Origin of the sequence: Streptomyces sp. B1866 (genome assembly GCF_031932565.1) — a bacterium.
Taxonomy (GTDB): Bacteria; Actinomycetota; Actinomycetes; order Streptomycetales; family Streptomycetaceae; genus Streptomyces.
This window is the reverse complement of the sequence record NZ_JAVSCF010000095.1, coordinates 1-21,895: the sequence shown is the minus strand read 5'-3', so window position 1 is coordinate 21,895 and position 21,895 is coordinate 1. Positions and strand designations below refer to the sequence as shown.

Annotated in this window: 15 protein-coding genes and 3 pseudogenes; 13 read left to right on the top strand and 5 right to left on the bottom strand. The window is 75.0% G+C overall.

All coding sequences use genetic code 11. The features are described 5' to 3' along the window. Together RKE29_RS14930 and RKE29_RS14925 are read right to left on the bottom strand one after the other, a co-directional pair. A partial coding sequence (locus RKE29_RS14930; protein WP_312005810.1) for an aminotransferase class I/II-fold pyridoxal phosphate-dependent enzyme occupies positions 1-772 on the bottom strand: 772 nt, incomplete at its 3' end. 488 nt (positions 773-1,260) lie between these two features. Beyond that, complete coding sequence (locus RKE29_RS14925) at positions 1,261-2,103, bottom strand: ANTAR domain-containing protein (protein WP_312005808.1); 843 nt, start codon at positions 2,101-2,103, stop codon at positions 1,261-1,263. 235 nt (positions 2,104-2,338) lie between these two features. Here RKE29_RS14925 and RKE29_RS14920 point away from each other — a divergent pair, with 235 nt between their 5' ends. Continuing rightward, entirely contained in the window at positions 2,339-3,541 is a 1,203-nt protein-coding gene (locus tag RKE29_RS14920; protein WP_312005806.1) for a PAS domain-containing protein, read from the top strand. 92 nt (positions 3,542-3,633) lie between these two features. Here RKE29_RS14920 and RKE29_RS14915 read toward each other — a convergent pair whose 3' ends face one another. After that, the gene (locus RKE29_RS14915) at positions 3,634-4,458 is read right to left on the bottom strand and encodes an RNA polymerase sigma factor SigF (RefSeq protein ID WP_312005804.1); all 825 of its coding nucleotides are present in this window, start codon (positions 4,456-4,458) and stop codon (positions 3,634-3,636) included. 291 nt (positions 4,459-4,749) lie between these two features. Here RKE29_RS14915 and RKE29_RS14910 point away from each other — a divergent pair, with 291 nt between their 5' ends. From RKE29_RS14910 to RKE29_RS14865, 10 genes and pseudogenes are all read left to right on the top strand, one after another. Continuing rightward, entirely contained in the window at positions 4,750-5,715 is a 966-nt protein-coding gene (locus RKE29_RS14910; RefSeq protein ID WP_312005802.1) for an LLM class F420-dependent oxidoreductase, read from the top strand. 181 nt (positions 5,716-5,896) lie between these two features. Further along, positions 5,897-7,759: a thiamine pyrophosphate-requiring protein gene (locus RKE29_RS14905; protein ID WP_312005800.1), complete on the top strand. Its 1,863-nt coding sequence runs from the start codon at positions 5,897-5,899 to the stop codon at positions 7,757-7,759. 159 nt (positions 7,760-7,918) lie between these two features. After that, positions 7,919-8,728: pseudogene (locus RKE29_RS14900) on the top strand (enolase C-terminal domain-like protein); the annotation flags it as partial. 2,783 nt (positions 8,729-11,511) lie between these two features. Next, positions 11,512-12,969: an ornithine decarboxylase gene (locus tag RKE29_RS14895; RefSeq protein ID WP_312005799.1), complete on the top strand. Its 1,458-nt coding sequence runs from the start codon at positions 11,512-11,514 to the stop codon at positions 12,967-12,969. A 112-nt stretch (positions 12,970-13,081) separates the two neighbouring features. Next, positions 13,082-13,432: a hypothetical protein gene (locus RKE29_RS14890; RefSeq protein WP_312005797.1), complete on the top strand. Its 351-nt coding sequence runs from the start codon at positions 13,082-13,084 to the stop codon at positions 13,430-13,432. A 5-nt stretch (positions 13,433-13,437) separates the two neighbouring features. Then, complete coding sequence (locus tag RKE29_RS14885; RefSeq protein WP_312005812.1) at positions 13,438-14,001, top strand: type 1 glutamine amidotransferase domain-containing protein; 564 nt, start codon at positions 13,438-13,440, stop codon at positions 13,999-14,001. Between the two features lie 47 nt (positions 14,002-14,048). Next, positions 14,049-16,145: a catalase gene (locus RKE29_RS14880; RefSeq protein ID WP_312005795.1), complete on the top strand. Its 2,097-nt coding sequence runs from the start codon at positions 14,049-14,051 to the stop codon at positions 16,143-16,145. A 490-nt stretch (positions 16,146-16,635) separates the two neighbouring features. Continuing rightward, a complete protein-coding gene (locus tag RKE29_RS14875; protein WP_312005792.1) occupies positions 16,636-17,769 on the top strand; it encodes a Vms1/Ankzf1 family peptidyl-tRNA hydrolase in 1,134 nt (377 codons plus the stop codon). Positions 17,770-17,924: 155 nt separating this feature from the next. Then, the gene (locus RKE29_RS14870) at positions 17,925-18,296 is read left to right on the top strand and encodes a DUF2795 domain-containing protein (RefSeq protein ID WP_312005790.1); all 372 of its coding nucleotides are present in this window, start codon (positions 17,925-17,927) and stop codon (positions 18,294-18,296) included. Between the two features lie 54 nt (positions 18,297-18,350). Continuing rightward, complete coding sequence (locus tag RKE29_RS14865) at positions 18,351-18,791, top strand: CBS domain-containing protein (RefSeq protein WP_312005788.1); 441 nt, start codon at positions 18,351-18,353, stop codon at positions 18,789-18,791. 46 nt (positions 18,792-18,837) lie between these two features. Here the strand turns inward: RKE29_RS14865 and RKE29_RS14860 are convergent. Beyond that, positions 18,838-19,146: pseudogene (locus RKE29_RS14860) on the bottom strand (sulfite oxidase); the annotation flags it as partial. A 648-nt stretch (positions 19,147-19,794) separates the two neighbouring features. On the opposite strand from RKE29_RS14860, the gene RKE29_RS14855 reads away from it, so the two are divergent. Both RKE29_RS14855 and RKE29_RS14850 read left to right on the top strand, forming a co-directional pair. Further along, the gene (locus RKE29_RS14855; RefSeq protein ID WP_312005786.1) at positions 19,795-20,604 is read left to right on the top strand and encodes a methyltransferase domain-containing protein; all 810 of its coding nucleotides are present in this window, start codon (positions 19,795-19,797) and stop codon (positions 20,602-20,604) included. Between the two features lie 90 nt (positions 20,605-20,694). Next, positions 20,695-21,054, top strand: a complete 360-nt coding sequence (locus tag RKE29_RS14850; RefSeq protein ID WP_312005784.1) for a VOC family protein — start codon at positions 20,695-20,697, stop codon at positions 21,052-21,054. A 604-nt stretch (positions 21,055-21,658) separates the two neighbouring features. Here RKE29_RS14850 and RKE29_RS14845 read toward each other — a convergent pair. Next, positions 21,659-21,895: pseudogene (locus RKE29_RS14845) on the bottom strand (DUF5107 domain-containing protein); the annotation flags it as partial.

Sequence of the window (21,895 nt, the reverse complement as noted above, 5' to 3'; positions counted from 1 at the left end):
CGGCCGCGGCGACCGGCGCGGTGAGCCGGCCCCGTACGGCCGCCAGACCCGCCAGGACCCGGTCGCGCAGCTCGGCGCCGCGCGCGGTGGCCGGGAACCGGGCGACGGCGGCGGGCCAGCCGGGCGGGGTCAGCGCCCCGGCCAGGTCGGCGAACACCACCACGTCCTCATGCCACATCTCGGCGGGGCTGACCAGGACCGTGCCGTGCGGGTCGTGCGGGGTGTCACGCCAGGTCTCGTCGCTGAGCACGAGCAGTCCCGCGGAGACGGCCGCCTCGCACACCTCGTGCAGCAGTTCGGGCGGGGCCGCGGTGCCGGTCGGGTCGTCGGCGACCGACAGCAGCACGGCGCGCGGCGCGCCGCCTTCGGCGCGCACCCGGTGGACGGCCTCCAGCAGCGCGAACGGGTCGGGGACGCCGCCGCACTCGGCCGGTACGGGCGCGTGGTAGGCGGGGCGGCCGACGAGCCGGGCCAGCGGCGCGTACCAGGCGGCGCACGGCCGGGGGAGCAGTACGTCGCCGCCGACGGCCGCGAGCAGCGCGAGCAGCAGCGGCTGCCCTCCGGGCGCGGCGGCGACATCGCCGGGCCCGGCCGGCAGGCCGCGCCGCGCCCAGTAGCCGCCGGCGGCCTCGCGCAGCGCGGGCGAGCCGCCGAGGGGTTCGGCGGTGGTCCGGTGCGCGGCGGCCGCGAAGGGAGCGGCCAGTTCGGCGAGGACCGGCAGGCCGTCGTCGTCGGGGTCGGCGGGAGCCGGGGCGGTCCACTGTCGCCGCACGCCTCACGCACCTTCCCGCTCGCCGCCGCATCCGACCACCGGCTCCGCCCGCGGCCTGCCGCGGGCCCGTCGGCGCCGGCCGGGCCCGTCGGCCCGTGGCCCGGCACCCGCCCGTCCCGCCCCGCGCGCCGGGCGGGGCGGGGCCGGACGGGTACCGGTGAGTCCACCTTGGCAGATCAGCCCCGGGGCGCGGCCGGACGACACGGCGTTTCGCTCCGGCGGCTCCGGGGCACCCGGGCGCCGTGCTGGCGACATCCGAGCGAGCTGCCGACGTCCACAGCGGTCCGGCGGGCGCCGGCGCTGCGGTCCGAAGGCCGGTTCGCCGACCGCGGGGCGGGTGCGGACGTCCGCCCGCGGGCGGTGCGGGCCGTGCGCGCCGCCGGGCAGGCGGACCCGCCGTCGCGGGTGCCGGGCCGCAGGCCGTCGCGGGTGCCGGGCCGCGGGCGGGACGGGCGGCGCCGGTGGTGCGGTGGGGGCCGCCGGACCGTTCAGCCCGGGACCCGCTCCAGGACCTCCCGGGCGGGGCCCGGACCGGCCGCCCGCTGGCGGGGCGGCGACGGGGGCGCGTCACCTGCCGCCCGGCCGAGCCGGACGAACTCGCGCTCCAGGCCGTGGCCCCGGGTGCTCACCACCTTCTCGGCCACCTCGACCAGCTTGCGGTTGGCCCGCTGGGAGACCTGGCGCAGCAGGTCGAAGGCGCCCTCGGCGTCGCAGTGCAGCACGTACATGACGATGCCGCACGCCTGGTCGACCACGGGCCGGGAGCGCAGCGCGGCGTCGAGCTGGTCGACCTCGGCGAGCACCGCCCGGTAGCGGCGGTGCCGGGCCAGGCACTCGGTGGCCAGGTCGCCGAGCATGCCGGTCGCGCCCTGGGCGGCGCGCTCCAGGGGGGCGGGGCGCAGCCCGTAGACGGTGACGGTCACGGCCAGGCCCTCGCGGACGAACGGCAGGGTGGCGGTGGAGCGGATGCCCACGCCGAGCGCCGTGGCCCGGTAGCGGGGCCACCGCTGGTCGTAGAGCAGATCGTCGGCACCGGCCGGCCGGCCGGTGCCGAGAGCGGCCGGGATGGGCCCCTCGCCCGACTCCAGCTGGGCGGAGACCAGGGCGGACAGGTCGGGGTGGGTCGCGGCGACGGGCTGCTCGCCGTCCGGATCCGCGTCGGGGTCGAGCCCGGCGTCGGGCCCGATGAGGGCGGTGGCCGTCGCGCCGCAGCTGCCCGGGGTGCACCAGGCGGCCCGCTCGGCCAGGTCGGCGAGGTCGCGGGCGAGGGACGTGGCGTCGGCCGGCCTGCGCAGGGTGGTGCCGAGAGTACCGAGAGTGGATTCCGGCATCGGGCAATCCGTCCTCTCTCTGTCGCGTCGTTTCTGTCGCGTCGTTCGCACGGGCCGCGGATCACGTGTCGGGTGGGTCACATCCACCGCGCGCCACGCGTGCCGCGGAAGGTCTGGGGGGCCGCTGTGCGGGCGGTGTCCGCCCGTGGGCCTGTCTGGTTGGCTGCCCCATCGAGAACGGGGGAAACCAAACGCACCCGGGCGGTCTCCCGGCCCGTCCGGCTAGCGTGTGGGCATGTCTGGGGTTCAGGAGTTCGGCACGGAGCTGGCGGATTTCCGCAGACGTGTCGGAGAATTGCGCACCGCGCGGGCACTGCCCTCGCACGAGCGGCTGGCCACGCTGGACGCCGCCCTCTTCGAGCTCCAGCACGTGGCCGACGTGCTGTGGCCGCGGTACGAGGAGCTGGCCGCGCTGGCCGCCGCCACGCGGGGCGCGGGCGCCGGGCGGACCGACCCGCGCGAGCAGCGGCTGCTGCGGGCCCTGTTCCAGCGGCTGCCGCTGGCCGTCGTGCTCCTGGACCGCGAGTGCGTGGTGCGGCGCATGAACTTCGCGGCCACCCAGGTGTTCCGCACCCGCGCCGGGTACGCCACCGGCCGGCCGCTGACGGCGTCGCTGCGCCGCGACGGGCGGGCCGCGCTGCGCTCGCAGGTGGCCGCGGTCGCGCGCGGCGAGGGCGGCCGGAGCCTGGTGGTCCACCTGCCGCAGCCGTCGGCGGACGGCGCGCTGCGGGTGACGCTGTCCGCGCTGCGGCCTCCGGACGAGCCGCGGTCGGCCGTGCTCGCGGTGTTCCAGCACGTCGCCGGGGAGGCGGCCGCGGCCGCGCCGTCCCCGGCGCCCGAGCCGCGGCGCTCCGGTCCGCGCCCGGACCTGGCGGAGGTGACCCGCAACGCCGAGCTGATGGACCTGCTGGACGAGATGACGATGGCGCTGCTGGCGGCGCTGGGCGGCGGGGACCCGGAGGCGGTGCTGGTCCGGGCGGCCGCCGTGCCGCACGGCCGGTTCGCCGACTGGGTGGTCGCCGACCTCGCCGACGGCCCGGGCGGCGGCGCGGCGCGCCGGGTGGCGGTGCTCGGCCCGCCGGAGGCGGCCGGGAACCGCACGGCCTCGCTGGTCGCGCAGGACCCGGCCGGCTGCCCCCTGGTGGTGGAGGCGATACGCGACGGGGTGCCCGCCCTCCAGGTGCGCCCCGCCGACGCGGACGCCTTCGGGCGGGACGCGGACGGCGCGCCGGTGCTGATCCGCGAGGAGGTCACCTCGCTGCTGTGCGTGCCGCTGCGCGCGGCGCCGTCGCAGCCGGTCCGCGGCGCGCTCACGCTGTTCCGGGTCCGGGGCCGGCGGGCCTTCGAGATGGCGGAGGCGGGCGCCGCCGACCGGATGTCGCGCCACATCGCGCTGGCGATGGGGGACGTCCTGGGCCGGGCGGCGCCGGGAAGGTGAGCGCAACCGCCGGGACCGTACGGCCGGACCCGTAACAGGCGGGGCCCGTAACAGGCGGGGAAGGAGGCGGGCGGCGCCCGGGGCGGGGCGGGTCAGGCCGCCTCCGCCTGGGCCTCCGCCTGGGCCTCCGCCTGGGCCTCGGCCTGCTCGCACAGCTTGGCGCAGGTGCGGCTGATCAGCCGCGACACGTGCATCTGCGAGATGCCGAGCCGATCGGCGATGCGGCTCTGCGTCTCGTCGCAGAAGAACCGCAGGTACAGGATCTCCCGCTCGCGCTCCGGCAGTCCGGCCAGGCCGGGCTTGACCGCCTCCCGGTCCACCACCCGGTCGAACGCGGGCTCGCTGGTGGCCAGGGTGTCGACCAGCGCGTACCCGTCGTCGGAGCCGGGCAGCTCGGCGTCGAGCGACAGCGTGGTGAAGCTGTCCAGCGCCTCCAGGCCGACCAGCACCTCCTCCTCGGTCATGCCGGTGTGCTGGACGATCTCCGCGACGGTGGGCGTGCGGTCGTCGGGGGTGCGGGTGAGTTCCTGGGTGGCCGTGCGCACCCGGTTGCGCAGCTCCTGCACGCGGCGCGGGACGTGCAGGCCCCACATGTGGTCGCGGAAGTGGCGCTTGATCTCGCCGACCACGGTGGGCACGGCGAAGCTCTCGAAGGCGCTGCCGCGGGCCGGGTCGTAGCGGTTGACCGCCTTGACCAGTCCCAGCATGGCGACCTGCCGCAGGTCCTCCAGGGACTCCCCGCGGTTGCGGAAGCGCCGTGCGAGCCGGTCGGCCATGGGCATCCAGGCGCGGACCACCTCCTGCCGCAGCGCGCCGCGCTCGGAACCTTCCGGCAGGGAGGCGATGCGCCGGAACTGCTCGGAGGTGTCGGGGGCGTCGTCGTGGGGGTGCCTGCTGCGTGCACGTACGGACGTCATCTGCCGGTCTCTCCCTTGGACTGTCATCGGTAGCACCACGGGATGGAAATCCGGACCTGCGAGATACGCCTTGGAGGTCGGGACGGGGGCGCGGCGGGACCTGGTGCGGCCCGCGCGGACGACCGGGCAGACACGTCCCACCAGCAGCGGAAAAGCCGCTCCCGTGGCGTGCCTCCGGTCCGAAGCACACGTCTCGGGTGCCCGGCGCTCACCCGGCCAAACGAGGTTTTCCCGGCGCGGCGGCGGTTACCCGTGGCCCTGGCATCACCAGCCGCGGAAGGGGCTGCACGCATGACCGAGTACGGCTATTTCCTGTCCTGTGAGGAACACGGTCCCGCCGAGCTCGTCGAGCAGGCGAGGATGGCCGAGCAGGCCGGGTTCACCTCTCTGTGGATCTCCGACCACTACCACCCGTGGAACGACGCGCAGGGCAGCAGCCCGTTCGTCTGGTCCGTGATCGGCGCGCTCTCGCAGGCCACGTCGCTGCCGGTGCAGACCGCCGTGACCTGTCCGACCGTGCGCCTGCACCCGGCGGTGGTGGCCCAGGCGGCGGCCACCAGCGCGGTGCTGCTCGACGGCCGCTTCCGGCTGGGCGTGGGCAGCGGCGAGGCGCTGAACGAGCACGTGGTCGGGGAGCGCTGGGCGCAGGCGTCCGTCCGGCTGGAGATGCTGGAGGAGGCCGTCACCGTGCTGCGCCAGCTGTTCACCGGCGGCGAGGTCAACCACCACGGCAAGCACTACACGGTGGAGAACGCGCGGCTGTACACGGTGCCCAAGGACCCGGTGCCCATCGACATCGCGGCCTTCGGGCCCAGCGCGGCGGAGCTGGCCGGCCGGCTCGGCGACGGCTTCATCAGCACCGCTCCGGACCCGGACACCGTGGGCCGCTTCCGGCGCGGCAGCGGCGGCAACGGCCGCTCCAAGCCGGTGCGCGGCGGGGTGAAGGTGTGCTGGGGGCCGGACCGCGAGGAGGCGCTGCGCACCGCCCACCGGCTGTGGGCGACGATGATGCTGCCGGGCGAGCTGGCCGCCGTGCTGCCCACCCCGGCCCACTTCGAGCAGGCCAGCGAGCTGGTGACGCCCGAGCACATGGCGGAGGCCGTCACCTGCGGCAACGACCCGGACGAGCACGTGGCGGCGCTGCGCGCCTACGCCGACGCCGGCTTCGACGTCGTACACGTCAACCAGATCGGCCCCGACCAGCGCGGCTTCTTCGACTTCTACCGCACCAAGGTGCTGCCGCGGCTGTCCGGCTGACCGCGCCCGTAGCGCGTCGGCCCGCCCGGGGCGGGCGGCGCCCGTACGTACCCGCGGCGTCCCGCGCCCGCGCCGCGTGCGCCGCCGTGCCCTCGGGGGCAGCGCCGCACCGTCCCGCACCACGGGAACCGCACCACAGGAACCGCACCACCCGGCACCACACGCAGGAGGAGTGACCCGCATGAGCGTGAAAGTCGCCGACCACGTCCTGGCCCGGCTGCGCGAGTGGGGCGTCGAGCACGTCTTCGGCTATCCGGGCGACGGCATCAACGGGCTGCTCGCCGCCTGGGAGCGGGCGGGCAACGAGCCCCGGTTCACGCAGTCCCGGCACGAGGAGATGTCCGCCTTCGAGGCGGTGGGCTACGCCAAGTTCAGCGGTCGGCTCGGCGTGTGCGCGGCGACCTCGGGGCCCGGCGCGATCCACCTGCTCAACGGCCTGTACGACGCGAAGCTGGACCACGTGCCGGTGCTGGCCCTGGTGGGGCAGACCCACCGCAGCGCGATGGGCGGCTCGTACCAGCAGGAGGTGGACCTGCACACCCTGTTCAAGGACGTCGCCTCGGAGTTCGTGGAGACGGTGAACGTCCCCGAGCAGCTGCCGAACGTGCTGGACCGGGCCATCCGCACCGCCTACGCGCGCCGCTGCCCCACCGCCGTGATCATCCCGGCGGACGTGCAGGAGCTGGAGTACACGCCGCCGGGCCACGCGTTCAAGATGGTGCCCTCCAGCCTGGACCGCAGCGGCTGGGCGGCGGTGCCGTCCGCGGAGGCGCTGTCCCGGGCCGCCGAGGTGCTGAACGCGGGCAGCCGGGTGGCGATCCTGGTCGGCCAGGGCGCGGCGGGCGCGCGGGCGGAGGTGGAGCAGACCGCCGAGGTGCTGGGCGCGGGCGTGGCCAAGGCGCTGCTGGGCCTGGACGTGCTCAGCGACGAGCTGCCGTACGTGACCGGGTCGATCGGCCTGCTGGGCACCCGGCCCAGCTACGAGCTGATGCGGGACTGCGACACACTGCTGACGGTCGGCTCCAGCTTCCCCTACAGCCAGTTCCTGCCGGAGTTCGGCGCGGCGCGGGCCGTGCAGATCGACCTCGACCCGCACATGATCGGCATGCGCTATCCGTACGAGGTGAACCTGGTCGGCGACGCGCGCGAGACCCTGCGGCGGCTGCTGCCGCTGCTGCGGCACCGCGAGGACCGCTCCTGGCAGCGGGAGGTCGTCACCGGCATGGAGCGCTGGCGGCGGGTGATGGCGGCGCGCGCCGAGGTGTCCGCCGACCCCATCAACCCCGAGTACGTCGCCCACTGCCTGGACCCGCTGCTGCCCGAGGACGCCATCGTCACCTCCGACTCCGGCTCGGTGGCCAACTGGTACGCGCGGCACCTGCGGATGCGCGGCCGGGTGCGGGCGTCGCTGTCGGGCACGCTGGCGACGATGGGCTGCGGCGTGCCGTACGCGATCGGCGCGAAGTACGCGCACTCCGACCGGCCGGCGATCGCCCTGGTCGGCGACGGCGCGATGCAGATGAACGGCATGGCCGAGCTGATCACGGCGGCGAAGTACTACCACACGTGGGCCGACCCGCGGCTGGTGGTGGCCGTGTGGAACAACCACGACCTGAACCAGGTGACGTGGGAGATGCGGGCCATGAGCGGCTCCCCGCAGTTCCTGCCCTCGCAGGAGATCCCCGACGTGTCGTACGCGCGGTTCGCCCAGTCGCTCGGCCTGACCGGGGTGCGGGTGGAGAAGCCGGAGTACGTGGAGCAGGCGTGGCGGGAGGCGCTGGCCGCCGACCGGCCCGCGGTGGTGGAGTTCCTGACCGACCCGGCGGTGCCGCCGATCCCGCCGCACGCCACCTGGGACCAGATGGAGGCCACGGCGCGGTCGATCCTGAAGGGCGACCCGGACCGCGGCGGCGTGGTCCGGCAGGGCGTGAAGGCGAAGATGCAGGAGCTGCTGCCGCACCGCAGGCACCGCTCGCGCGACGGCGGGAACGGCGGAGACGGCGGGAACGGCGGCGCCCCGGCCCCCGGCGGGGACGCGGCGTGACCCGGCCGGCCGGACGCCGTTTCGCCGGGTTCGCGCCGCGCCTGCACCCCCCGGCGGCGTGCTGCCCGCCCAGCGCAGCGCCAGCCCGGCCCTGACGATCATGACGCTCGCGGACCGGGCCGCCGACCAGCTGATCAGGAAGCGGAGGACCGGCGGGGCATGAGGGTGGACCGGCTCGACGTCACCGCCTACACGGTGCCCACCGACGCGCCGGAGGCGGACGGCACCCTGGAGTGGACCGAGACGACCGTCGTGGTGGTGGAGGCCCGCAGCGGGCTGACCACCGGGCTCGGCTGGACGTACGCGCCGGCGGCGGCGGCCGCGGTGGTACGCGACCAGCTCGGCGGGCCGGTGGTGGGCCGCTCGCCGCTGGACGTGGCGGGCGCCCACGAGGCGATGTGCCGCGCCGTGCGCGACGCGGGCCGTCCGGGTGTCGTCGGCTGCGCGATCTCGGCGGTGGACATCGCGCTGTGGGACCTCAAGGCGCGGCTGCTCCAGGTGCCGCTGGCCCGGCTGGTCGGCGCGGTCCGCGAGAGCGTGCCGGTGTACGGCTCGGGCGGCTTCACCACGTACCACGACAGGCACCTGGCCACCCAGCTCACCGGATGGGTGCACGGCCAGGGCATCGAACGCGTCAAGATCAGGATCGGCGAGCGGTGGGGCCGGGCCGTGGAGCGGGACCTGGCCCGGGTGCGCCGCGCCCGCACGGCGATCGGCCCGCGCGCCAAGCTGTACGTGGACGCGGGCGGCGCGTACACCCGCAAGCAGGCGGTGCGGGTGGGGCGGGCGCTGGCCGAGTACGGGGTGAGCTGGTTCGAGGAGCCGGTGTCCTCCGACGACCCGGCGGGCCTGGGCCTGGTGCGCGACCAGGTGCTGTGCGACGTGGCGGCGGGCGAGTACGGCTACGCGCTGCCGTACTTCACCGGCCTGGTGCCGGTCGTGGACTGCCTCCAGGCCGACGCGACCCGCGCTTTTTGACTCCGGCGATCCATGCTTCCCGGAAATCCGCCCGGCCTCGCCCGTCACCCGCACTCCTCATCCTTTGCCTGACGTGTCATCAGACGCCGCGCACACCGCAGGCCCGCAAGGCTTCGTCCAGTTCTCGGACTGCCTGAGTTGCCTTCCACGGCTCCAGTTCGGCGCGAAGCTCTCGGAGGCGATCAGAAATTTTAGGCGACTGATGAACAGTAGAAATCTTCGCGATGGCGATAATCGTCTCTCCGGCCTGGCCTACATCACCGTTCAGGGTATGCGCAGAAGCCAGTTTCGACAAGGACAGGGCGTGGTCACGAAGATTGCCATTGTCCACAAGCAGCAGTCTTTTTTGGATGGAGTACATGGCGTCCTCGGGCGCTTCCATACGCAAGCTGAATTCCGTACGGGTGGACCAGTAGAATGAGCTGTCATAGAAGTACCACAAGGGCCCCGTCGGCTCGCCACCCAAGCTGATGCATTCGCTGGCTGTTCGCTCCTCATCCAAAGCTCGGCGAGCCTCGGATTCGTCACCGTCTGCGGCGTAGGCCCGGGCGGCACAATCGGCTGCGAATCCGCGCGCTGCCCAATTGTCGGCACGCTTAGCCCAGAGTTGAGCCGCAACCGCGTGGTCAACTCCTACCCGAGGCATGTCCTGGTACAACGCCAACCGACTCATGGCGCACAGAATGTACGAGACGAGTCCGACGTTGTGGGCGGCATGGGCAGCCTTTCGAGCTTCCTCGTAGTAATGCTCGGCTGCCCGGTAGTCGCCGAGATCAAAGAAATCCCAGCCCGCGATCTGACTGAGGTCAGCGTATACCGACAAGACGCGAGGCTTAAGGCTGCTAGGCGCGTCAGCCATGAAGTCCCTAACTACTTCCCGCTGGGCAAGGATTGCCTGTAGAGAGATCACCGGCCCGAGCACATTGAGCTGCTTTCGGTGCTGCTCCAACACTGTTTCCGCCCGCGACACGATTACGTCGTCGATGCGGCGCGAATTCGCGAGCACGCCTGTCAGCCGTTCGGATGCGCCTGCTTCTGTGGTGTCGAATAGCGGCGCAGCAGCGGCCATGGTGAGAGCCGCACTGAGTTTCTTGAGAAGGTCTCGGCGATGCATTTCCGGATATCCTCGCTGTGTCCACGCAAGCACCGCTCGCGCAAGTTCAGTAAGGCTTATGGCCTCAATTTGCCGCACCAATTCGGTTGTGTCCAGCAAGAGCGGTGAATTTCCGTCGGGCACTTCGACGCCGGGCTGCAATCCGGGCCCGCCGCCCGCCCCGTGCGCGGCGGACAGAGCCGATTCCCTCCGCGCTTCGCCTGACTGGTTGCTGTCAATCAGGTCTCTGGTCTCGCACTCATAGACCTGCGCCAAGCGTTCCAAAGTGGTCAGGCTCGGCTCACGGCCGGATTGCGGCCACGACTCCCAGAATGACAACTTCTTTTGCGTCATCGGGTGTTCGCTGTCCGGGAACAGTTCGTTCCACCGGTCGGCGACCTGCTGTTGGGTCCATTGNGCGGCCACGACTCCCAGAACGACAACTTCTTTTGCGTCATCGGGTGTTCGCTGTCCGGGAACAGTTCGTTCCACCGGTCGGCGACCTGCTGTTGGGTCCATTGCCGGGCAATCCTCATGGCTTGCCGGGCGTTGACCTTCTCCTCGCGCTGGATGCGGGCCGCGATGGCGCCCCACGTACAGCCCTGAGCCCGTAACCCCTCGGACAGCACGGCCAGCGCGGACTTGCGACTCCGGTAGTGCTTGCTGTGCGCCAACGCCGGTCTCCTCACCTGCGCTTGCCCGGTGTGTCTCCTTGCCATCGTAGGGCGGGCCGTGTGCCGCTCTGGTGTTCGTATACCCACTTCGAGGGCACCTGACCTGCGTTTACTACACGTCCGTAGTAAGTCTGCGGACTAGGGCAAGGCTACGGATCACACTTCATGGGGTCCCCACATGGCGCCCGCCGGGCGGAGAGTCGAGTTCCACTCGCCACCGACGACGGATCGAGGAAGGGTGCGGGGCGCCAGTGGACGACGAACAGCCGTAGAGCCTGCCGACAAGCCGGAGAAGTCAACTGCCACGCTGACCATCGGAGGCTTCGGACGCGACGACGACGGCAGAGTCGGCGAAGTCATGGCCGTCACGAGCAGCCACGTGTTCCTCCGGCCGAAAGGCGGAGGGCGGGAATGGGTGCGTCCCGCCGACACGGTGGAGCCGATCACCACCGGGGACGCGCCGCGGGCGCGCGTAGCGGAACAGAATCGCAGGCGGAGGCTGGGGCTGTGACCCAGACGGTTTTCCGTTTCCCGGATTATGCCGTAGCGGTTCTCCCGGAACGGGATCGGACCTGCTTGCCATGACCGGACGGTTCATCGTCGGCGTACTTCTGTTCGCCGCGTCGGCGGCAGCGGGATTTCCTGCTCTCTGCCGCCTTCACCGGAAACCTGTAAAACCCAGCCCCCTACGGCCGGAGCGGGCCCCGTACCGCCGGTACGGATCGCCGGGAGGGGAAGCCGGGCGGGGAAGCCGGGCGAGGAAAGAGGAGGGGGCGCTGGCCTTTCGGCGGCGCCGGGGCCCGGCGCCCCCGCCGACACGTAACCCGCCCCTGGTCCGGAGCCGTGCGGCGGGCCCCCGCAGGTCCGGCCGGTTTCGGCACCGGCCCGCTGGCTACCCGCTGGGGGCACCGGCGGGTATCCCGGGACGACACCACCACGACACGGCGGACCCATGACCGGCCGGACGACTGTCCCCGTCCACCCGATGATCGCGGAAGGAAGTCCCGATGGACCACGGACGCGCCCCCGTCCTCGAAGCCCTCACCGCCTACCGGCGCCGCGGCAGCCATCCGTACAGCCCGCCCGGCCACAAGGGCGGCGCCGGGGCCGACCCGCGGGTCACGGAGGTGCTGGGCGCGGGCGTCTTCGCCTCCGACGTGCTGGCCATGAACGGGCTCGACGACCGGCGGATGTCCGGGGACGTGCTGGCGGAGGCGGCCGCGCTGATGGCCGACGCCGTGCACGCCGACCACACCTTCTTCTCCACCTGCGGCAGCTCCCTGTCGGTGAAGTCCGCGATGCTCGCCGTGGCCGGGCCGCACGAGAAGCTGCTGGTGGCGCGCGACGCGCACAAGTCGGTGATCGCGGGTTTGATCATCGCGGGTATCGAGCCGGTGTGGGTGCACCCGCGGTGGGACGTCGGCCACCACCTGGCGCACCCGCCCGGGCCCGAGGAGGTCGAGGAGGCGTTCCGGCGGGCGCCGGACGCCAAGGGCATGCTGCTGGCCTCCCCCACCGCGTACGGCACCTGCGCCGACCTGCGCGGCGTCGCCGAGGTGTGCCACCGGCGCGGCAGGCCGCTGGTGGTGGACGAGGCGTGGGGCGCGCACCTGCCCTTCCACCCGGAGCTGCCGGCCTGGGCGATGGACGCGGGCGGCGACGTGTGCGTCACCTCCGTGCACAAGATGGGCGCGGGCCTGGAGCAGGGCTCGGTCTTCCACCTCCAGGGCGGCCTGGTCGACCCGGACGTGCTCAAGGCGCGCGAGGACCTGATGGGCACCACCAGCCCGTCCGTGCTGGTCTACGCGGCCCTGGACGGCTGGCGGCGGCAGATGGTCGAGCACGGGGAGAAGCTGCTGGGGCGGGCGCTGGACCTGGCTCACCGCACCCGCGAGGAGATCGCCAGGCTCGCCGGGCTGGTGCCGCTGGCCGGCGAGCTGACCGGCCCGGGCCGGGCCTTCGACCACGACCCGCTGATGGTGACCGTCGACGTGTCGGGCCTGGGCACCAGCGGCTACGCCGTCGCCGACTGGCTGCGCGCGCACCGCCAGGCCAACGTGGGCCTGGCCGACCACCGCCGCGTCGTCGCCCAGCTCACGCACGCCGACAGCGAGGAGAGCTGCGTGTACCTGCTCGACGCGCTGACGGAGGTGGTCAAGCGGCGCGAGGAGCTGCCGCCGCCCGCCCGCGTGGAGCTGCCCAGCCCCGCCGGCCTGGAGCAGGAGACGGTGATGCTGCCGCGCGACGCCTTCTTCGGGCCCGCCGAGCAGGTGCCGGTGGAGCAGGCGGTCGGCCGGGTCGCGGCCGAGATGGCCAGCCCCTACCCGCCTGGCGTGCCCGCGGTCTGCCCCGGCGAGCGGGTCAGCCGGGAGGCGGCCGACTACCTGCGCAGCGGCGTCGCGGCCGGGATGTACGTGCCGGACACCGCCGACCCGTCCCTGCGCACCCTGCGGGTGGCGGCGTGACCGCCCTCGCGGGCGTCCGGGGCCGCGCCGCGGGCACCGGGAACGCCGCCGGGCCCACCCGGGGCGTCGGCGACGCCACCACCCGCTACCCGCTGTACGGGCTGCTGCCGCTGTGGACCAGGTGCGCTCGCTGCCGCGCGGCGGCCGGGGCGACCCGGACGCCTGGCGGCTGGTGCCGCGCCGCCCGCCGCTGCCCCGCGGATACCTCGCGGCGTCCGGCGCGGCGGTCGGCGCCTGCGTGGTCCTGCCGTACGGGGAGGAGCTGCCGCGCTGCGCGCGGGCCGCGCTGCGCCGCCGCCGCGGCCGGTCCGGACGGGCCCCGGAGCGGCCGGACCGGGCCGCGGGCCGGTGGGGCGTGCGGGAGACCGCGGGCCCCGCGCGGGACGGCGGCCCGGACGGGACCGGCGGGCGGCCGCCGCGGTGGACCAGAACCCGATTCCACCTCCGATCGATAAGGACGTGAGCACCATGAAGGTCGCTTTCCTCCTCGCGCCGGAAGGCGTCGAGCAGATCGAGCTGACCGACCCCTGGCAGGCCGCCGCGGACGCGGGCCACACGCTGCGCCTGGTGTCCACCAGACCGGGCCGCGTCCAGGCGTTCCACCACCTGGACAAGGCCGACACCTTCGGCGTCGACCAGGTGGTGGCGGACGCGCGCGTGGACGAGTACGGCGCCCTCGTCCTGCCCGGCGGGGTGGCCAACCCCGACGCGCTGCGGACGGACGAGAAGGCCGTCGCCTTCGCCAGGGGTTTCTTCGACGCGGGCAAGCCGGTCGCGGCGATCTGCCACGCGCCGTGGACGCTGGTGGAGGCCGACGTGCTGCGCGGCCGCACCCTGACCTCCTGGCCGAGCCTGCGCACGGACATCCGCAACGCGGGCGGCCGGTGGGTGGACGAGCAGGTCACCGTCTGCCGCGGCGGCCCCAGCACGCTGGTCACCAGCCGGCGGCCGGACGACCTGAAGGCGTTCTGCGAGGCGTTCCTCGACGAGTTCGCCGCGTACGCCGACCGGGCCGGATCCGCCGGCTCCTGAAGGCTCCCGAAGATCCCTGAAGGCTCCTGACGGAAGGGCACGGCGCCATGACCGACCACAAGCAGCGGCAGCGCGAGGCCTACCGGGCCGCCGACCCGGCTGAGGGCCCGCTGACCACCGACCAGGGCGTGGTGGTGGACCACACCGACGACTCGCTGACGGCCGGGGAGCGCGGCCCCACCCTGATGGAGGACTTCCACTTCCGCGAGAAGCTGACGCACTTCGACCACGAGCGCATCCCCGAGCGGGTGGTGCACGCGCGCGGCGCGGGCGCCTACGGCTATTTCGAGCCGTACGAGTCCTGCGCGGAGTTCACCCGGGCGGCCTTCCTCCAGGACCCGTCCGTGCGCACGCCGGTGTTCGTGCGGTTCTCCACCGTGCAGGGCCCGCGCGGCTCGGCCGACACGGTGCGGGACGTACGCGGCTTCGCGACCAAGTTCTACACCTCGCAAGGCAACTTCGACCTGGTCGGCAACAACATGCCGGTGTTCTTCATCCAGGACGGCATCAAGTTCCCCGATTTCGTGCACGCCCTCAAGCCGGAGCCGCACAACGAGATCCCCACGGGCGCGTCCGCGCACGACACCCTGTGGGACTTCGCCTCGCTCCAGCCGGAGACCACGCACATGATGATGTGGCTGATGTCGGACCGGGCGATCCCGCGCAGCTACCGCATGATGCAGGGCTTCGGCGTGCACACCTTCCGGTTCGTCGCCGCCGACGGGCACGGCACGTTCGTGAAGTTCCACTGGAAGCCGAAGCTGGGCGTGCACTCCCTGGTGTGGGACGAGGCCCAGGAGTGCGGGGGCCGGGATCCGGACTTCAACCGCCGCGACCTGTGGGACGCGATCGAAGCGGGCGAGTACCCGGAGTACGAGCTGGGCGTGCAGCTCGTACCGGAGGAGGACGAGTTCGCGTTCGACTTCGACCTGCTGGACGCCACGAAGCTCATCCCGGAGGAGCGGGTGCCGGTGCGGCCCGTCGGCCGGATGGTGCTCGACCGCAACCCGGAGAACTTCTTCGCCGAGACCGAGCAGGTCGCCTTCCACCTCGGCAACGCCGTCCCGGGCATCGACTTCACCAACGACCCGCTGCTCCAGGCCCGGCTCTTCTCCTACCTGGACACGCAGCTGATCCGGCTGGGCGGGCCCAACTTCGCCCAGCTCCCGGTCAACCGCCCGGTCGTCCCGGTGCGCACCAACCAGCGCGACGGCTACCACCAGACGGCGATCCACACCGGCACCAGCTATACGCCCAACTCGGTGGGCGGCGGCTGCCCGGTGATCGCGGGCGCGGACGGGTACGCCTTCAGCCACTACGCCGAGCGCGTCGACGGCGCCACGATCCGCCGCCGCAGCCCCAGCTTCGACGACCACTACACCCAGGCCGCGCTGTTCTGGCACAGCATGAGCGACTGGGAGCGGCGGCACATCGTGGACGCCTTCCGCTTCGAGCTGGGCCGGGTGACCTCGGTGGCCGTACGCGAGCGCATGGCCGGCAACCTCGCCGAGGTCGACCACGACCTGTCGGCGGCGGTGGCCGAGGGCATCGGCGTGCCCGTGCCCCCGCACCCGGGCGCCCAGCCGCCGCGCACCGCCTCGCCCGCGCTGAGCATCGCGAACCTGCGCGGCGACGGCTCCGTGCGCACCCGGCAGGTGGCGGCGCTCGTGTGCGACGGCGTGGACGCGCAGGCCCTCACCCAGGTGCGGGAGGAACTGGCCGCGGCCGGCGCGGTGGTGGAGGCGCTGGCCGCGCACGACGGCAAGGTGACCGGCAGCGACGGCAACGGCTACGTGGTGGACCGCGCGCTGCCCACGGTGGCCTCGGTGCTGTACGACGCGGTGCTGCTGCCCGGCGGCCCGGTCGGCACCCCGAAGCTCGCGGGCGAGGACGCGCCGATGCGGTTCCTGCGCGGCGCCTACCGGCACGGCAAGGCGATCGGAGCGCTCGGCTCGGGCGTGGGGATGGTGGTGGCGCTGGGGCCGCAGGGGCTGCGCGTCTCCTCCGAGTACGGCAGCGTGTGCTCCGACCAGGGCGTGGTCACGGCGACCGCGACCGGCCCGGCGAGCGAGGAGTTCACGCGCGAGTTCCTCCAGGCGATCGCCGCGCACCGGCACTGGGGCCGCCCGGCGACGCGCTGCTGAGGCGGGGCCCGGGCTCCCGGCGGGCCCGGGGCGCCGCCGCCCGTCTCCTCGCGTACGCCGCGTCCTCACGTCGCGCGCGGCGTACGCGAGCCGGCGCCGTACCGGCCCGTACGGCCCGTACGGAGCGACGGGCGGGAGCCGGCGCCGTACAGGCGGCCCGGCGGCCGACGACCGGCGGGCGGCCGGGCGGCGAATCCGTGCCCGCCCGGCGAGACGAGGGCGACGAACCCGTGCCCCGCCGCGACGTACGCGACGGGGCACGGATCCGCGGGTGCGGGACCGGAGCGCGGACCCCTGATCTCCCGCGTCCGGTCCCGTCCTCACTCCCTGTTTCGGCCGCTCGGCCGACGCCCGGGTCCCCCCAGGCCCGGCGGCCAAACCGCGCGGCCCGGCGGGGCCGTCCCGGGGCAGGCCCGCGCGGCCCGTGTCGGATCGGTCCGACCGGGTACACGAGCGGCACGAACACCCCGGATCACCCGGGAGGGAACGCATGTACCTCGGATTCCTCAATCCGCTCTTCGACAGGCCCGGCCCCTGGGCCTCGGTCTACTTCGGCACCGCGCGCACCGACCAGGCCGCGGCCGGGGAGCAGGAGCTGGCCGCCCGCGACGCCTGCCGGCGCCTCGCCGGGCGGGGCGCCGACCAGGACACCTGCCAGGCCGTCTACGACGAGCTGCACGGGCTGCCGCGCGCCGGGGAGCCCTTCGGCAGAGCGGTCTTCGCCACCCACGGCAGGGTGGTGCTCGACCCGCCGCTGACCATGCCGCCGCCGCGCGCGGAGGTGTCCTGGGGGGCGCTGCCGCACGCGGCCCCGCTGCTGGACCTGGCCGACGACACGCCGTCGTGCCTGGTGGCGTACATCGACCGGCAGGGCGCGGACTTCGAGCTGCGCGACGCCCGGCGCAGCAGGCCGGCCGGGCAGGTGCACGCCGAAAGCTGGCCGGTGCACCGCACCACCACCGCCGACTGGTCCGAACGGCACTTCCAGCTCAAGACCGAGAACGTGTGGGACCGCAACGCCGCCGCCATCGCCGACGCGCTGGCCGCCCGCCACGAGGAGCTGGGCACGGACGTGGTGGTGCTGGCCGGCGACGCGCGCGAGCGGCGCGCGGTGCGCGAGCGGCTGCCGAGCACCGTGCGCACGGTGGCCGTGGAGTCCGCGCACGGCGGCCGCGCGCCGGGCGCCGACCGCGGCGCACGGCTGCTGGACGGCGAAGTGCAGGAGGCCCGTGCGGCGCGCGCCCGGCGGCACACCGAGGAGGTGCTGGAGCGGTTCCGGGCCGGCCGGGTGCCCGCCGGCGGCCGGGCAGGGGCGGCGGAGGGCGTCCCCGCCCTGGTCGAGGCCGCCCGCGAGCACCGCATCGACGCGCTGCTGGTGTGGCCGGAGGGCCCGGACGTGCACCGCCAGGTGTGGGTGGGCGCCGAGCCCGACCAGCTCGCGGTGCGCCGCGGCGACGTGCGCTACCTCGGCGACCCGCGCCCGGTTCCGGCCGAGGCCGAGGACGCGCTGATCCGCTCGGCGGCCGCCACCGGCGCCGAGGTGCTGGCCGTGCACCCCGGTCCCGGCCGCGAGACGCGCGACGCGCCCGCGGGCGGCCTCGGCGCCGTACTGCGCTGGCCGTGACCGGGCGACGCGCGCGCCGGGCCCGTACGGCGGCGATCCATACGGCCGCAGCGCGGGGCGGCCCCGGCGGACGGGCTCGGACCGACAGGACGACCGAACACCGCGCACAGGCGGAAGCACAGGCAGAAGCGGAAGCACAGGCAGAAGGGGACGACATGCAGCGAGGCAGCGACCGGATGAGCCCGCACCGGGACGACGAGATGAAGCGGGAGTTGCAGGGGCTGCTGCGCTCCGGCCACCCCACCCGCGTCGAGGAGTGGCACGACCCGGAGCCGGCCGCCGACGACGACCCGGAGCTCCACACCCCCCGGGTGCCCGCCGCGGGCGGGGGCGCGGACCCGCTGGCCTACGAGCTGGCGCGGCACGTGGGGCGCAGGCCCTTCCCCGCCCGCCGCGGCACGCTGCTACGCGCCCTGCACGAGCACCACGCCCCGGACCGGCTGGTCGACCTGGTCAAGGAGCTGCCGCCGGACGTGACGTACGGCAGCGTGCACGAGGTCGCCGACGACCTGCGGGGCGGCGCATAGCCGGTGCCCGGGCGGGGTACGCGGCAGCCCACGGCGCTGAAGGAGGCGAAGCAGATGGCTCAGTACGTCAGAGACGTCATGACGCCGACCGTCACCGCGGTCCGGCCGGACGCCTCGCTGGTCGAAGCGGCCCAGCTGATGCGCGCGCAGGACATCGGCGACGTGCTGGTGGCCCAGGACGGCGCGCTGGTCGGCGTGCTCACCGACCGGGACATCACGCTGCGCGCGGTCGCCGAGGGGGTGGACCCGCTGACCGTGAGCTGCCAGGCGGTGTGCACCCCGGACCCGGTCACGGTCGGCCCGGACGAGGAGATCGCCGAGGCGGTCACCCTGATGCGCCGCTACGCGGTGCGGCGGCTGCCGGTGGTGGCCGGCGGCCGGCCGCTGGGCATCGTGAGCCTCGGCGACCTGGCGCAGGAGCGCGACCCGGGCTCGGCGCTCGCGGACATCAGCCGGGCCGCCCCGGACACCTGGCCGGGCGTGGCCCCCGCCTGACGCCCTGCTGCCGTGACCGGGGCGGGCGGCTGCTCGTACGGGCGCGTCAGGCGACCACGGCCGGGTGCCGGACGACCGCGTTGAACAGGTAGCCCTGCGTGTTGTACACGGCGCGGTCGGGCTGGGTGTTGCCCGCCGCGTCGGTGGCGCGCGCCAGCAGCTCGACGGGGCCGGGGGCGGTCGGCCGCCACTCCAGGCTCCAGCGGACCCAGCTGTCCGGGCGCGGCAGGTCGCGCAGGCGCGCGGGCCGCCAGTGGGCGCCGCGGTCCGTGCTGACCTCCACGTGCCGCACGGGCGCGGCGCCGGACCAGGAGCGGCCGGTGAGGTGGTGGACGCGGCCGGCGGCGAAGGTGGCGCGGGGTCGGCTTGACGATGCCGGTCCCCGCGTCCGTGGCGGTGTTTGCGGCCGTCCCGGCGGCGGGGGACGCGGCTCGGGCGCGGACCGGGCGGGCCAGCGCGGCGGCGGGCGCGGCGGCCAGCGACGTGGCGGCCAGCAGCCGCAGCAGGTGGCGCCGGTCGACGCCGTCGGCCCGGGCCTCGCCGCGCAGCCACTGGGCCTGTCGGCGGCGGTCGTAGGCGGCCTCCTCGCCGGGCGGGCCGGCCGGGGAAGGCGGGGTGGCGGGGCTGGGCGGCTGGCTCATCGGCTGACTCCTGGGAGTGGGTGCGCGGGTGGCACGGGTGGCGCGCGCGTGCGGGCGCGGCCGGAAGGCGGGAGGCGGCGGCCGGGGCCGCCGGGGCCGCCGGGGCCTTAGGGGCGTCGGCGCGCGGTCGGCGCCGGAGCAGGGAGAAGGGACGTCAGCGACAACAGAGGCGGCGACAGCGGCGCGGCGCGGGGCGCGTGGGGCGGCGGCGCGCGGCGGTCGGGGCGGTCGCATCGGTCACGTCGGCAGCGTACGCCACGCCCTGATCGCATCATGAGACGCCACTCTCGACATGTGAGAAGCGCGCGTACGGTGGCGGGTAGGTCGGCCGCCTTACGGCCGTCACCGAGGGGAGCTTCGCCATGCCCAGGGACACCGCCGTCTACCCGCACGGCCACCACGAGTCGGTGCTGCGCTCGCACACCTGGCGCACCGCCGCCAACTCCGCCGGCTACCTGATCGGACACCTGCGTCCGCACATGGACGTGCTCGACGTCGGCTGCGGGCCGGGCACGATCACCGCGGACCTGGCGGAGCTGGTCCCCGACGGCCGGGTCACCGCCGTCGACTCCGCGCCGGAGATCCTGGACCGGGCGCGCGCGGTGGCGGCCGGGCGCGGCCTGGCCAACGTCCGCTTCGCGGTCGCCGACGTCCACGAACTGGACTACCCGGACGACTCCTTCTGCGTGGTGCACGCCCATCAGGTGCTCCAGCACGTCGGCGACCCGGTGCGGGCGCTGCGCGAGATGCGCCGGGTGTGCAGGCCGGGCGGCCTGGTCGCGGCGCGCGACGCGGACTACGCGGCCATGACCTGGTACCCGGCGGTGCCGGGCCTGTCCGACTGGGCGGCGCTGTACCAGCGGGTGGCGCGGGCGGGCGGCGGCGAGCCGGACGCGGGCCGCAGGCTGCTGTCCTGGGCGCGCCGCGCGGGCTTCACCGACGTCACCGCGACCACCACCGCCTGGTGCTTCGCCACCCCACAGGAGCGGGAGTGGTGGAGCGGCCTGTGGGCCGAGCGGACCGTGGCGTCCGCGTACGCGCGCCTGGCGGTGGACGGCGGCCACGCCACCGAGGACGACCTGCGGCGGATCGCGGACGCGTGGCGGGAGTGGGGGCGGCGGGAGGACGGCTGGTTCGCCGTGCTGCACGGCGAGGTCCTGTGCCGGACCTGACGGCGCCTCAGGCGAGGATCCGGTGCGTACCGCCCGGGCGGCCGGCCGTCCGTGGGGACGCGCCGCCGCGTCCCAACTAGGCTCGTCCGCATGGACATTCTGGGAACCTCACTGCGGGTGTGCGTACGGGATCTGGACGAGGCGGTCGCCGTCTACGAGCGGCTGACCGGGGAGCGGGCGCAGCGCTTCCGCAACGGCGCCGTCTCGGTCGCGGCGGTGGGCTGCTTCTTCCTGATGAGCGGCCCCGAGTCGGAGCTGTCCATCTTGAGCAGGATCACCGCGACGATCGCGGTGAAGGACGTGGACCAGGCGGTGGCCGACCTCACGGCGGTCGGCGCGCAGATCGTCGCGGGCCCGCTGCCCACACCGATCGGCCGCAACGTGATCGCCCGCCACCCGGACGGCTCGGTCTTCGAGTACGCCGACCGGAACGGACCCGGCGGGCGGTGACCCGCCGGGCCGCGGCGCGCCCGTGATCCGGCCGTCCCGGCCGGGGCGGACGTCCGCGGCCCCGGTCTCGGCGTGCACCGGCGCCGGCCCGACTGCCTCGGGGGCGCCGGCCCCAGGGCCCGACCGGCGGCGACGGGCCGGGACTCCTCGCGACCCGTGGCGCACGCCGGGCCGCAGTCTCATACGGCGCTGAACCGGCCCCGCCCGGCGCGGGCGGGCGGAGCCCCGAACGGCCTGGGACGCGCTCGCTCAGAGCGCGGCACCACGGGCGCGACCGCCGCGTGGCCGGCGGAAGCGGCCGCTCCCGCCGGCCACCCCGGAATCCGGCGCAGGCCCCGGCCTGACCGGCACTGGCAGGGCGCTCCGGCCGGGCTCCCGCGGCGCGGGTCGGGCGGGGCCGGTTCAGCGCCGGAATGCCTCGGGCCGGAGGCGACGCCCCGCCCGAGGCCCGGGCCCGGCGGGGCGCGCGGCGCCGCTTCGCGCAGGGCCCACCTCGCGGCCGCCCGAGGCCGACCCGGTACGGCCCGGACCCGCGACCGGCGGCCCGGCGGCACACCGTGCGGCGGCGGGGCGCCGCGTACCGCCGGGCAGCGGCGCGGCCCGGCTACGCCTCGTAGCCCTCCGGCAGCGGGTGCTCGGCGCGGGCCCGGCGCCGTACGTCCTCGGTCACCGGGCCGTCGCCCGCGACCAGCCGCTCCGCGACCGCGAACCAGGTCGCCGCCGGCTCCTCCTCCCCCGGCCGCAGGTCGGGCACCTCGACGCCCTCGTCGAGGACGGCCCGCGCCGCCGCCGCGTCGCCCTGGGCCAGCAGCACCCGCGCCCGCAGCAGGCGCAGGCGGCC